We start from the raw sequence: 11,686 nt of genomic DNA on the forward strand, positions 1-11,686 counted from the left end.
AAAACGTTCAGGTCGGTGTATCTCCCAAATATCCCCCGATCGGTCCCCTCTCCCTTTGGGAGAGGGCTAGGGTGAGGGGGCTTTCGGATCCTGGCTTATTCGCGTCTACTGTCCAGCGCTCCAACCACACTCAAGGACTGAATGTGACCACCCCACGCAACATCCACCTGATCGTAACCGCCCGGCTGATCTCCGATTTCGGCGCCTTCCTCAACATGGTCGCGCTGGCCACCTACGTCTACCTGCTGAGCAACAGCGCCATGAGCGTCGGCGTTTTCCTTGCCAGCCGTGTCGGTGGCGGAATCTTCGCCAGTCTGATCGGCACGCGCTTCTACCGACGCTGGCAGGGCCGCGCGCCGCTGATTGCTTTTGATCTGTTGCGCGCCGCACTGCTGGGGCTGCTGTTGATCACACCGGCGAGTCAGCAGGCATGGCTGTTGCCGTTGATTGCCTTCGGCCTCGGCCTGGGCAATTCGATGTTCGCCATCGGCCTCAACAGCCAGTTGCCGCGTTTGATCGCGCCGGCGCAATTGCTCAAGGCCAATGCCTGGATCACTTCAGCTTCTTCTGCGGCGATGGTCGGCGGCAGTCTGGTGTCGGGGTTGCTGGTGGCTGCTTTTGGTTTTGAAACGGTCTTCGCCCTCAATGCGCTGACCTATGTGCTCGCGGCGCTGCTGATCGTGCCGCTGCGTTTCGAAAAAAACGATGTCAGCGAACAGCCGCAACGCGGTGAATGGTTTGCGCTGCGGCAGGGCCTGCGTTCGGCGCCTGTGGTCGCGGCCATGCTCGCGGTGACCATGGCCGACACCTTGGGCAGTGCCGCGCATAACGTCGGCTTCCCGATCATTTCGAAACTGCTCACGCCCGAGGCGGCGAGTACGACCTTGGGCCTGGCGCTTGCGGTATGGGCCAGCGGCAAACTGCTCGGCGCACGCATCGCCAGTCACCTGAAAGGTTCGGAGAACAGCCACCTCGAAAGAAGATTTTTCTGCGGTGTGGCGCTGATGTCCTGCGGTTTCATTCTGATGTTCCAGCAGCACAGCCTCGTGGGGCTGCTGCTGTTCGCCTTGCCGGCCGGGCTTGGTGACGGGGTTTCCGAAGTCAGCCTGATGTCACGGCTGCAACGGGAACCTGCGGCGTTGCGCCTGCCGATTTTCAGTGTGCTGACCTTGCTGCAGATGAGCGGTTTCGGCATCGGCATGTTGGTCGCTGCGCCGTTCTATGCGTGGTGGACGCCGGGGGCCGTGGTCATGCTGTTCCACGGCATTCCCCTCGGCACCTTGGGCGTGGTGACGCTGCTGCGGATCAGGCGCGGGCGGGTTGCGCGCAGCAGCCCGACGCCAGCTCCTTGAGGATCGGGCAGTCCGGGCGATGGTCGCCGCTGCAATGCTCGACCAGATCCTGCAGGGTGTCGCGCAACTCGCCGAGCTCGCGGATCTTCTGGTTCAGCTCGTCGATGTGCTGGCGCGCCAGTGCTTTCACATCGGCGCTGGCGCGCTGGCGATCCTGCCAGAGGGTCAGCAGCTTGCCGACCTCTTCCAGGGAAAAGCCCAGATCCCGCGAGCGCTTGATAAACGCCAGCGTGTGCAGGTCATCGCTGCCGTACACGCGGTAACCGCTGTCGGTGCGATTGGCCGCTTTGAGCAGGCCGATCGATTCGTAATAGCGGATCATTTTTGCACTCAGGCCACTCTGCCGGGCCGCTTGGCCGATGTTCATCGGTGTTCCTCCAGGTCCTTGGGTTTCCAGGTTTTCAACAGTAGCGCATTGCCCACAACGCTGACGCTCGACAGCGCCATCGCCGCACCGGCCAGCACCGGATTGAGGAAGCCGAACACCGCCAACGGAATGCCGATCAGGTTGTAGACAAAGGCCCAGAACAGGTTCTGGCGAATCTTTGCGTAGGTCTTGCGACTGATCTCCAGCGCCGCCGGCACCAGTCGCGGATCGCCGCGCATCAGGGTGATGCCGGCCGCATGCATGGCGACGTCGGTGCCGCCGCCCATGGCGATGCCGATGTCGGCAGCGGCGAGGGCCGGGGCGTCGTTGATGCCATCGCCGACCATGGCAACTACGCCGGTTTTCTTCAGCTCGGCGACGGTCGCGGCCTTGTCGGCAGGCAGCACTTCGGCGTGAACACTGCGGATGCCCAGGGCCTCGGCCACCACCCGTGCGCTGCCGCGATTGTCGCCGGTCAGCAGGTGGCTCTGGATATCCCGCGCGGCAAGTTGTTGCACAGCTTGCAGAGCGCCGGGTTTCAGCGTGTCACCGAAGGCGAACAGACCCAGCACCTTCGGCTGAGGACTTTGTTCGATCAGCCACGACAATGTGCGGCCTTCGCGTTCCCACGCTTCGGCGGATGTGCTCAATTCACCGGCACTCAAGGCGCTTTCGTCGAGCATCCGCCGATTGCCCAGCGCCAGGCGCCGGCCATCCAGCGTGCCGGCGATGCCGCGTCCGGTCAGCGACTGGCTGTCGCTGACATCGGGCACGTTCAAGCCGCGTTCGGCGGCGGCATCCAGCACGGCTTTGGCCAAAGGATGCTCGCTGCCGCGCTGCAACGCACCGGCCAAGGTCAGCAGATTGTTTTCGTCACCATCGACCGCGCTGAAGTGCGCGATACGCGGCGTACCCGAGGTCAGCGTGCCGGTCTTGTCGAACACCACACTGCTGACTTCATGGGCGCGCTCCAGCGCTTCGGCGTCCTTGATCAGAATTCCATGACGCGCGGCGACGCCAGTGCCGGCCATGATCGCCGTCGGGGTGGCGAGGCCGAGGGCGCACGGGCAGGCGATCACCAGTACGGCGACGGCATTGATCACCGCAGTTTCCAGCGGTGCGCCGTACAGCCACCAGCCGATCAGCGTGGCCAAGGCGATCAGCAATACGGTCGGCACGAAAATCTGGCTGACCTTGTCCACCAGTTTCTGGATCGGCGCTTTCGCCGCTTGCGCGTCTTCGACCAGACGAATGATCCGCGCCAGCACGGTTTCCGCGCCGAGCGCCTGGGTGCGTACCAGCAAACGACCTTCGCCATTGATCGCGCCGCCGGTGACCTTGTCGCCCGGTTGTTTCGGCACTGGCAGGCTTTCGCCACTGATCAGCGCTTCGTCGGCGTGGCTCTGGCCTTCGACGACTTCGCCATCCACCGGGAAGCGTTCGCCGGGTTTGACCAGCACCAGATCGTCGAGGCGCAGGGCGCTGATCGCAACGTCCTGCTCACGCCCGTCGATGACTTGAATAGCGCGCTCCGGCCGCAACGCTTCAAGAGCGCGAATGGCGCTGGCGGTCTGGCGTTTGGCGCGGCTTTCGAGATATTTGCCGAGCAACACCAAAGCGATGACCACCGCCGAGGCCTCGAAATACAGATGCGGCATGCGTCCGGCGGCGCTGGCCCATTCATAGACACTCAGGCCATAACCGGCGCTGGTGCCGAGGGCGACGAGCAGGTCCATGTTGCCGGCGCCGGCGCGCACGGCTTTCCACGCCGCCACATAAAAGCGTGCGCCGAAGATGAATTGCACGGGGGTGGCGAGGGCGAATTGCGCCCAGGCCGGGAGCATCCAGTGAATGCCGAACGGCTGCAGCAACATCGGCAACACCAACGGCAGAGCAAGGGCGATCGCACAGATCAATGCCCAGCGCTCGCGGTGCAGGCGTTTTTGCTGGTCATCGGACTGTGGCCGTTCGGCTTGCCAGACGCTGGCCGAGTAACCGGCCTTGCTCACCGCGTCGAGCAGGGTTTGCGTATCGACCTGGCCGAGCAATTCGATGTGCGCACGTTCGTTGGCCAGATTGACACTGACGCTGCTCACGCTTGGGACTTTGTTCAGGGCACGTTCGACGCGACCGACGCAGGACGCGCAGGTCATGCCGTCGATGCTCAATTCGACAGTTTGCCGGGGCACGCTGTAACCGGCGCGCTCCACAGCTTGCATCAGCGCCGGCAGGCTGTCGCCGGGTGCCTGCACCCGGGCCTGTTCGGTGGCGAGGTTGACGCTGACGGCACTGGCGCCGCTGACCTTGCGCAGCGCCCGCTCGACACGCCCGGCGCAACTGGCGCAGGTCATGCCGGCAATCGGCAGATCGAAAGTGGTGGATTCGGACATCGGTCGCGCTCCCTGTAGTGGATGACTACAGGATCAACCTTGCCATGCGGGCAAGGTCAAGCACCATTCCGCAAGATGTTGATCGTTCCCACGCTCCGCGTGGGAATGCCTCCTGTGACGCTCCGCGTCACGCTTCGGGACGCAGAGCGTCCATGGCTGCATTCCCACGCAGAGCGTGGGAACGATCGGCGACGGATCGGGTGTCTGCTCAGTAACCGAGGCCTGCAGGTTTCAGGTACACGCCTTCGGCATTCATCGCCAGGCGGAACTTCAGCACATCCCCGGCGTGCAGCACGACTTCCTGCGAACCCGGTGCGAGCATGCCGGGATTGCAACCCGGTGCCTGGCCCGGCAGCAGTTTCAGGCGCAGCGAAACCTTGCCCGGCGGCAGGTTGAACGAAGTGCTCTGCTCCTGGAACAGGCGCGCCGAGAGCTGGTCCTGGATGTACACGCCGATTTCGCACGAGGTCGCCACTTCGAGGCGCTCGCGGGAAATGATCAGTACCGCGTAATCCTCGCCGGCGGCTTGCACCTGCGGGATGGCGGCGAAAAGGCTGAGCAAGCCAAACAGGCCCAAAGCTGACCAGCGCATGGCTGAATCTCCTGAATTCCAGTCATTGATGCATGCAGCTTGGCCGAGCGCGACGCCGATTGCCAGCCCGGCAGTTTTTCGCAGAACTTGACCTTGCCATCGTGGCAAGCTCGAGACTGCCGGCAACCTCACTCAAAGGAGTCTTCCCATGCAAGTGTTCAACGTTCAAGGCATGTCCTGCGGTCATTGCGTCAAAGCCATCACCACTGCGGTGCAGGCGCTGGATCCGGCGGCCAGCGTGCGCGTCGATCTGGCGGCCAAGGAAGTCGGCGTCGAGAGCGTGCTGAGTGCCGACCAGGTGATCGAAGCGATCCGCGAAGAGGGTTATGAGGTGAAGCTCGTCTGAAATTGATCGTTAGCGAGCTATCGGAATGTTCAAGGCGTCCGGGCGCGGCTAGACTGTCGGGCTGCGACTTGCCCACCTGGATGCCTGATGAACTTCCGCACGATTTTGATACTCGGCGCCTTGAGCGCTTTCGGTCCTTTGGCGATCGACTTCTATTTGCCTGCCTTCCCGGCCATGGCGCTGGCGTTCGGCACCGATGAGCAGCATGTCCAGCTGACGCTGGCGGCGTACTTCCTCGGTCTGTCGCTGGGCCAACTGGCTTACGGACCGATTTCCGATCGTTTCGGCCGGCGACTTCCGCTGCTCAGCGGTGTCGCCCTGTTTACCCTGGCGTCATTGGCCTGCGCCTACGCGCCGAGCCTGGAATGGCTGATTGGCGCGCGTTTCGTCCAGGCACTCGGTGGTTGTGCGGGCATGGTGATTTCCCGTGCGGTGGTCGCCGACAAGTGCGATGCGGTGGGCTCGGCGAAGGTGTTTTCCCAGTTGATGCTGGTGATGGGCCTGGCGCCGATTCTGGCGCCGATGCTCGGTGGGCTGCTGGTCAACACCACGGGTTGGCAGTCGATCTTTCTGGTGCTCACCGGGTTCAGTGCGGCGGCGGGTCTGGCGGTGGCGTTGGGGCTGCCGGAAAGCATGCCGGCCCACGTGCCGCGCCAGCCGTTGTCCGGTGCATTGCGCCAGTACGCGCGACTGGTCAAGGACTCGGTCTATCTGGGCCATGCCCTGACCGGTGGCATCGCGATCGCCGGCATGTTCGCCTACATCGCTGGCTCACCGTTTGTGTTCATCAAGCTCTACGGTGTACCCGCCGAGCACTTCGGCTGGCTGTTCGGCACCAATGCGGCGGGTTTCATTCTGGTGGCGCAGGTCAATGCGCGTCTGCTGGCCAAGCGTGGCCCGGCGTTCTTGCTGGTGCGCGCGGTGTGGGTGTACTTCCTCGCCGGGCTGACGCTGCTGGCGGTCGGCGCGATGCGTCCAGAGGCGTTGTGGCCGTTGCTGATTCCGCTGTTCATCTGCATTGCCAGCCTCGGCTGCATCATTCCCAACGCCTCGGCTTGCGCAATGAACGGCCAGGGCGCCCGTGCCGGCAGTGCATCGGCAATGCTCGGTTGCCTGCAATTCAGCATCGCCGCCGGTGCCGCCGCGTTGGTGGGGGTGTTGCACGATGGCAGCGCCGTGCCGATGGCCATGGTCATCAGCCTGTGCGGTCTGCTGGTGGTGAGCGTCGCGCTGCTCACCCGGCGCTTGCAGAATGCCCGGGCGTTGGCGCAAGCCCAGGTCTGAACGCTCTGCCTGGAAAGCTCAGCCGGCGGCGCGCTGCTGGCTGGGTTCGGGGATTCGGTGGGGCGCGCAGAGTCGCGCTTCGAGGGTGCGAGTGAAGGCCAGAGCCTCGGCTTCACTGCGAAAGGTCACTACGTGCTGGTCCAGACGCACCTGCCATTGGGACTTTGCCACTTCTTTTATCAGGATCTTCATTGCTGACCTCCCTTGCGTAAAAGATGTATCGCAGAGGCTTCGATTGTAGACCCCGATACCCGCGCAATTGTGACAAGGGTCAAGCAACCGACTGACGGCAAAAAGCCCCGCAACCGCTCTGGCATCACGAGCGGTTGCGAGGCTTTATTTTTTTAGAAACCTTCTAAAACAATTTTCCCCTTGGCCTTGCCGCTTTCCAGCAGTTCATGGGCGCGGCGCAAGTTGGCCGCGTTTATCACACCGAAGTGCTCGCCCAAAGTCGTCTTCAAAGTGCCGGCGTCGATCAGTTCGGCGACGCGGTTGAGCAGCTTGTGCTGTTCGATCATGTCCGGCGTTTCGAACAGCGAGCGGGTGTACATGAACTCCCAGTGCAGCGACAGGCTCTTGCGCTTGAGCAGGCTGATGTCGAGGGACTTCGGGTCGTCGATCAGCGCCAGCTTGCCTTGCGGCGCGAGGGCTTCGACCAGTTGCGCCAGATGCTGGTCGGTCTGGGTCAGGCTGGCGACGTGGGTCACGCTGGTGATGCCGGCGCGTTTCAATTCTTCGCTCAGCGGCTGGCTGTGATCGATGACCAGATCGGCACCGAGTGCGCTGACCCAGTCACGGGTTTGCGCACGGGAGGCAGTGCCGATGACTTTCAGGCCGGTCAATTGCTTGGCCAATTGAGTGAGGATCGAGCCCACGCCGCCCGCCGCACCAACGATCAGCAGGCTCTGGCCTTCATCGTTGCTGCCCTCGCTGATTTGCAGGCGCTCGAAAAGCAATTCCCACGCAGTGATCGCGGTCAGCGGCAGCGCGGCGGCTTCGGCAAAACCGAGGGACTTGGGCATGTGACCGACGATGCGCTCATCGACCACGTGTAACTCGCTGTTGCCACCGGCCCGGGCAATCGAACCGGCGTAAAAGACCTTGTCACCGGCCTTGAACAGGGTGACGTCGCTGCCGACCGACTTGACCACACCGGCAACGTCCCAGCCCAGCACTTTCGCCGCGCCGTTTTCCGGCGCCACGTTCTGCCGCACTTTGGTATCGACCGGGTTGACCGAGATGGCTTTGACTTCCACCAAGAGGTCGCGCGGGCCGGCGACCGGTTCTGGCAGTTCGATGTCTTGCAGGGACTTGGCGTCGCTGATCGGCAGGGAAGCGTAATAGGCAATGGCTTTCATAAGTGGCTCCGTACAGTTGATAGAAGGAGGAATCAGGCAATTTTGCCGAGGCGTTTGAGCTGGAAGTGTTCGATGGTGTGGCCGGCGCTGGCCTGAAACTTCTGAAAATGCGCGCTGGCGTTGTGCGTCTCAAGAATCTCGTCACTGGCCCACTGTTCGATGACATAAAAAACCCGTGGATCGGCAAGGTCGCGGAGCAGGTCGTACTGGCCACAACCGGGCTCGGCGCGGCTCGGTTCGACAAGGGCACGCAGCGCCTGTTCGAGAACGTCCTGCTGGCCGGATTTAGCGGTCAGGGTGGCGATAGCGGTAAAGGGCTGGGACATGCGTGGACTCCAGAATCGGAATGAATTCGATGGAGGCCATGATTGGCTATTTCTCTGCGCGATAAAACCGGCTAAAAGAGCAGTCTCTTTCAATATCTTTTTGATAATCGAGGCTGCGCATGCTGCGTTTTGATGACTTGCAGTTGTTTGTTCGCGCGGCAGATCTGGGCAGCCTGTCGGCGGCGGCACGGGTGATGGACATGTCTGCAGCGGTGGCCAGCGCGGCGTTGAAGCGCATCGAGCAACAACTCGGTGCACGGCTGCTGGCGCGTTCGACCCGCAGCCTGCGCCTCACCGCCGAGGGCGAAGGCTTCCTCGAATATGCGCGCGCCGCCCTGAGCAATCTCGACGAAGGGCGTCGCCTGCTCGCCAGCGGTCAGGATCAGGTCAGCGGGACTTTGCAACTGTCAGCACCCTCGGATTTCGGTCGCAATCTGCTGCTGCCGTGGCTCGACGCGTTCCAGCGTGAACACCCGAAACTGACGGTGCGCCTGCTGCTTGGCGACCGCATCGCCGATCTGTTCCGGCAACCGGTGGACATCGCCTTGCGCTACGGCGAGCCGGAAGATTCCAGCCTGATCGCCTTGCCCATCGCGCCACACAATCGCCGCGTGTTGTGCGCATCTGCGGACTATCTGGCCCGGCATGGCGAACCGCGCCAGCTCGAGCAACTGGCCCAGCACAACTGCCTTTTGTACATGCTCGGCAGCCGCGTCCACGACCACTGGAGTTTTCACGATGGCAAACGCGAAGTCGGCCTGACCGTGAGTGGCGACCGCTTCAGCGATGACGCCGACGTCGTGCGGCTATGGGCGCTTGCCGGTGCCGGTATCGCCTACAAATCCTGGCTCGACGTCGGCGCCGATGTGCTCGCCGGACGCCTCAAAGTGCTGATGCCGGAACTGCTGTGTGAGCGCGCACCGCTGAATCTGTTGTGCGCCCATCGCGCCCAGTTGAGTAAGCCGGTGAACCTGTTGAGGGAGATGCTCGCCAGCCGATGCGCCGAATTGAGTAGCCAATTTCCCGGTTTCCTCAAAGTTGATCATTAGTCGCAGGCAATTAGAGAAATTTCTGTCAGGAACAATCGCCACCTGCCCAGGCCCAGGCGCAGGACGTCTGGCTTAACCCGCTTATACTAGCGCCCGCCTCATGCCTGCACTGACACCCGGCGCGCAGACCCCGTAACGCGTTGCCGGCTTTTGGTGACGGTTGCTACTTCTGCTGCCAGGTTGTGTGCCGGAGCAGCTGGTGTCGGTGGCATCCCTTGCCACCGATCCCGGGCGATTTTCGCGTGTTGGCCGATGCCCCATAACCGGCCAGGATGTCTCCGAGCGGTAGACGATACGATTCAACAGGGAGTGAACATATGGAACATGCACCGTGCATCAGCCAGATCGCGACATTGCTGGCCGACCCCAAGCGCAGCGCGATGATGTGGGCGTTGATGGATGGCTCGGCCCGGCAAGCCGAAGAGCTGGCGCTGCTGGCCGGGCTCTCGCCGTCGTCGGCCAGTGCCCATCTGGGACGCCTGTCCGCAGGGGGGCTGTTGAACATCGAAATGCGTGGGCGCAAACGCTTCTTTCGCCTGGCGGCACCGGAAATCGGCGCGGCGATCGAAGCACTGGCCAGCGCCACCATTGCCAGCGCGCCACGGCAAATCCCTGAGGCGCTGAAACGCACGGCTCCCATGGTCAGACCACAGGCGGCGCCGTCTTCGCTGTTGCGTGCGCGGTTCTGCGACGATCATCTGGGCGGTACTTTGGCGGCCGACCTGTATCAGCGCCTGCTCGATGCCGGCTGGATCGAACAGCTTGAGCAGCGGGTGGTGGTGACGCACAAGGGCTCCACCCGACTGGCCCAGCGCGGTGTGTTCATCCAGGCCCTGGCCCACCGCAACGTGCAGGTCGCCTGCGCCTGCCCGGACTGGAGCGAGCGCCGTCCGCACATGGGCGGCTCACTGGGCGCGGCGCTGTTGCAGTTGTTCATGCAGTCCGGCTGGCTGACCTTGCCCAACGACTCCCGCGCCTTGCAGTTGACCGCCACCGGCCAGCGCGAAATCCATCGCTTTGCCAAGGAAACCGAGCTGGAAACAGCGTTCTAGAGCGTTGCTCGGCGATGAGCTGAAGGCTGACGTCGTCCACGGCTGTGAACAGGTCGCATCCAGTACGACCTCCGAATGACCATCGCGCACACTCGATCCGGGGATTTTCCGGATGGGGGAGCACAACATGAATACACAACGCTTTAGTGCGGCTGAGCGCCTGGAACGGCTGCCGCTCAGCGGTTATCACCGCGTCATTTTCATCATCATTGCCTTGGCGTTTTTCTTCGACTCCATGGATCTGGCGATGATGACTTTCCTGCTCGGCTCGATCAAAGCCGAGTTCGGCCTGAGCAGTGCGCAAGCGGGGTTGCTGGCCAGTTCGAGCTTCTTCGGCATGGTGCTCGGGGCGTCGCTGTCGGGAATGCTCGCCGACCGCTTCGGGCGCAAACCGGTGTTTCAGTGGAGCATCGTGTTGTGGGGCGTGGCCAGTTACCTGTGTTCGACGGCGCAGACGGTGGAGACGCTGACGCTGTTTCGCATCCTGCTCGGAATCGGCATGGGTATGGAGTTTCCCATCGCGCAATCGATGCTCTCGGAGCTGATTCCGGCACAACGACGCGGGCGCTACATCGCCCTGATGGACGGCTTCTGGCCGCTGGGGTTTGTCGCAGCGGGCGTGCTCTCGTACTTCCTGCTGCCGCTGATTGGCTGGCGCGATATCTTCCTGGTACTGGCGGTGCCGGCGGTGTTTGTCCTGGCGATCCGCTTTTTCATTCCCGAGTCACCGCGCTGGCTGGAACAGGCCGGGCGTGACGCCGACGCGGACAAAGTGTTGAGCGGCATTGAAGCGCGGGTGCGTGCTTCGCTGGGCGGTGCAGCCTTGCCGGAACCGGTTCGTTTGCCACGCACGGTGACGCCACCGGGCAATTTCTTCTCGGCGCTCAAGCAGATCTGGTCGCCGCAATATCGCCAGCGCACAACGATGATCTGGAGTCTGTGGTTCTTCGCATTGCTGGGTTTCTACGGGCTGACTTCCTGGCTCAGCGCATTGCTGCAGCAGTCGGGTTTCGCCGTGACGCAGTCGGTGTACTACACGGTGCTGATCTCGCTCGGCGGGATTCCCGGCTTCCTCATGGCGGCGTGGCTGGTCGAGTGTTGGGGGCGTAAACCGGTGTGCATCGTCACCCTGCTCGGCGGCGGGGTGATGGCGTTTCTGTACGGGCAGAGCGCGGTGTTCGGCGGCAACGTGGCGTTGCTGATCGGCACCGGCTTGTTGATGCAGTTCTTTCTGTTCGGCATGTGGGCGGTGCTCTACACCTACACGCCGGAGCTGTATCCGACTTCAGCGCGGGCAACCGGCTCGGGATTCGCCTCAGCCATCGGCCGCGTCGGCTCACTGCTCGGGCCACTGGTGACCGGGCTGGTGTTCCCGATTACCGGGCAGGGCGGGGTGTTCGCGCTGGGCGCGGCGTGCTTTGCGATTGCGGCGGGCGTGGTGTGGCTGTTCGGGATGGAGACGCGGGGCAAGACCCTGGAAGAGCTGACCGAAGCGCAGCTATTCAAATAAACGCAGTACCCTGTGGGAGCGGGCTTGCCCGCGATGGGGCCAGCAAATTCAACATCTATG

At 62.9% G+C, this 11,686-nt stretch carries 12 protein-coding genes; 6 read left to right on the top strand and 6 right to left on the bottom strand.

Going from position 1 to position 11,686, the window contains the following annotated elements:
• The first annotated feature begins 143 nt into the window (after positions 1-143).
• Positions 144-1,352 (top strand): MFS transporter, encoded by a 1,209-nt coding sequence (locus tag F8N49_RS19775; protein WP_151552217.1) that lies wholly within the window; start codon positions 144-146, stop codon positions 1,350-1,352.
• Here F8N49_RS19775 and cueR read toward each other — a convergent pair.
• The 3 genes from cueR to F8N49_RS19790 all read right to left on the bottom strand — a co-directional run bounded on the left by cueR (position 1,306) and on the right by F8N49_RS19790 (position 4,701).
• Positions 1,306-1,719 carry a Cu(I)-responsive transcriptional regulator gene (cueR, locus tag F8N49_RS19780; RefSeq protein ID WP_016771827.1) on the bottom strand — a complete coding sequence of 138 codons (414 nt, stop codon included), beginning with the start codon at positions 1,717-1,719 and terminating at the stop codon, positions 1,306-1,308. The genes F8N49_RS19775 and cueR overlap by 47 nt on opposite strands.
• The gene (cueA, locus tag F8N49_RS19785) at positions 1,716-4,109 is read right to left on the bottom strand and encodes a copper resistance metal-translocating P1-type ATPase CueA (RefSeq protein WP_151552219.1); all 2,394 of its coding nucleotides are present in this window, start codon (positions 4,107-4,109) and stop codon (positions 1,716-1,718) included. The genes cueR and cueA overlap by 4 nt, the downstream gene beginning before the upstream one ends.
• Before the next feature lie 208 nt (positions 4,110-4,317).
• Positions 4,318-4,701 carry a hypothetical protein gene (locus tag F8N49_RS19790; RefSeq protein WP_073471844.1) on the bottom strand — a complete coding sequence of 128 codons (384 nt, stop codon included), beginning with the start codon at positions 4,699-4,701 and terminating at the stop codon, positions 4,318-4,320.
• Between the two features lie 148 nt (positions 4,702-4,849).
• Here F8N49_RS19790 and F8N49_RS19795 point away from each other — a divergent pair, with 148 nt between their 5' ends.
• Both F8N49_RS19795 and F8N49_RS19800 read left to right on the top strand, forming a co-directional pair.
• The gene (locus F8N49_RS19795) at positions 4,850-5,047 is read left to right on the top strand and encodes a cation transporter (protein WP_039764069.1); all 198 of its coding nucleotides are present in this window, start codon (positions 4,850-4,852) and stop codon (positions 5,045-5,047) included.
• 87 nt (positions 5,048-5,134) lie between these two features.
• A complete protein-coding gene (locus tag F8N49_RS19800; RefSeq protein ID WP_016771824.1) occupies positions 5,135-6,331 on the top strand; it encodes a multidrug effflux MFS transporter in 1,197 nt (398 codons plus the stop codon).
• Between the two features lie 18 nt (positions 6,332-6,349).
• Here the strand turns inward: F8N49_RS19800 and F8N49_RS27945 are convergent, their stop codons facing one another.
• The 3 genes from F8N49_RS27945 to F8N49_RS19810 form a co-directional block, all read right to left on the bottom strand.
• The gene (locus F8N49_RS27945) at positions 6,350-6,523 is read right to left on the bottom strand and encodes a hypothetical protein (RefSeq protein ID WP_016771823.1); all 174 of its coding nucleotides are present in this window, start codon (positions 6,521-6,523) and stop codon (positions 6,350-6,352) included.
• A 152-nt stretch (positions 6,524-6,675) separates the two neighbouring features.
• A complete protein-coding gene (locus F8N49_RS19805) occupies positions 6,676-7,689 on the bottom strand; it encodes a zinc-binding alcohol dehydrogenase family protein (RefSeq protein ID WP_122691789.1) in 1,014 nt (337 codons plus the stop codon).
• A gap of 32 nt (positions 7,690-7,721) precedes the next feature.
• Positions 7,722-8,015, bottom strand: a complete 294-nt coding sequence (locus F8N49_RS19810) for a putative quinol monooxygenase (protein ID WP_151552221.1) — start codon at positions 8,013-8,015, stop codon at positions 7,722-7,724.
• A gap of 119 nt (positions 8,016-8,134) precedes the next feature.
• On the opposite strand from F8N49_RS19810, the gene F8N49_RS19815 reads away from it, so the two are divergent.
• The 3 genes from F8N49_RS19815 (at position 8,135) to F8N49_RS19825 (ending at position 11,626) form a co-directional block, all read left to right on the top strand.
• A complete protein-coding gene (locus F8N49_RS19815; RefSeq protein ID WP_151552223.1) occupies positions 8,135-9,064 on the top strand; it encodes a LysR family transcriptional regulator in 930 nt (309 codons plus the stop codon).
• 317 nt (positions 9,065-9,381) lie between these two features.
• Positions 9,382-10,116 (top strand): helix-turn-helix transcriptional regulator, encoded by a 735-nt coding sequence (locus F8N49_RS19820; protein ID WP_122748099.1) that lies wholly within the window; start codon positions 9,382-9,384, stop codon positions 10,114-10,116.
• A 127-nt stretch (positions 10,117-10,243) separates the two neighbouring features.
• Positions 10,244-11,626, top strand: a complete 1,383-nt coding sequence (locus F8N49_RS19825) for an MFS transporter (RefSeq protein ID WP_122751757.1) — start codon at positions 10,244-10,246, stop codon at positions 11,624-11,626.
• Positions 11,627-11,686 lie beyond the last annotated feature (60 nt).

The sequence above is a fragment of the Pseudomonas sp. GXM4 genome (assembly GCF_008923895.1).
In the GTDB taxonomy this organism is placed as follows: domain Bacteria; phylum Pseudomonadota; class Gammaproteobacteria; order Pseudomonadales; family Pseudomonadaceae; genus Aquipseudomonas; species Aquipseudomonas atacamensis.

What these genes read in the sequence shown, in the direction of transcription:
- cueR (WP_016771827.1), bottom strand. Translation starts at nt 1,719, where the DNA reads ATGAACATCGGCCAAGCGGCCCGGCAGAGTGGCCTGAGTGCAAAAATG.
- cueA (WP_151552219.1), bottom strand. Translation starts at nt 4,109, where the DNA reads ATGTCCGAATCCACCACTTTCGATCTGCCGATTGCCGGCATGACCTGC.
- F8N49_RS19790 (WP_073471844.1), bottom strand. Translation starts at nt 4,701, where the DNA reads ATGCGCTGGTCAGCTTTGGGCCTGTTTGGCTTGCTCAGCCTTTTCGCC.
- F8N49_RS19795 (WP_039764069.1), top strand. Translation starts at nt 4,850, where the DNA reads ATGCAAGTGTTCAACGTTCAAGGCATGTCCTGCGGTCATTGCGTCAAA.
- F8N49_RS19800 (WP_016771824.1), top strand. Translation starts at nt 5,135, where the DNA reads ATGAACTTCCGCACGATTTTGATACTCGGCGCCTTGAGCGCTTTCGGT.
- F8N49_RS27945 (WP_016771823.1), bottom strand. Translation starts at nt 6,523, where the DNA reads ATGAAGATCCTGATAAAAGAAGTGGCAAAGTCCCAATGGCAGGTGCGT.
- F8N49_RS19805 (WP_122691789.1), bottom strand. Translation starts at nt 7,689, where the DNA reads ATGAAAGCCATTGCCTATTACGCTTCCCTGCCGATCAGCGACGCCAAG.
- F8N49_RS19810 (WP_151552221.1), bottom strand. Translation starts at nt 8,015, where the DNA reads ATGTCCCAGCCCTTTACCGCTATCGCCACCCTGACCGCTAAATCCGGC.
- F8N49_RS19815 (WP_151552223.1), top strand. Translation starts at nt 8,135, where the DNA reads ATGCTGCGTTTTGATGACTTGCAGTTGTTTGTTCGCGCGGCAGATCTG.
- F8N49_RS19820 (WP_122748099.1), top strand. Translation starts at nt 9,382, where the DNA reads ATGGAACATGCACCGTGCATCAGCCAGATCGCGACATTGCTGGCCGAC.
- F8N49_RS19825 (WP_122751757.1), top strand. Translation starts at nt 10,244, where the DNA reads ATGAATACACAACGCTTTAGTGCGGCTGAGCGCCTGGAACGGCTGCCG.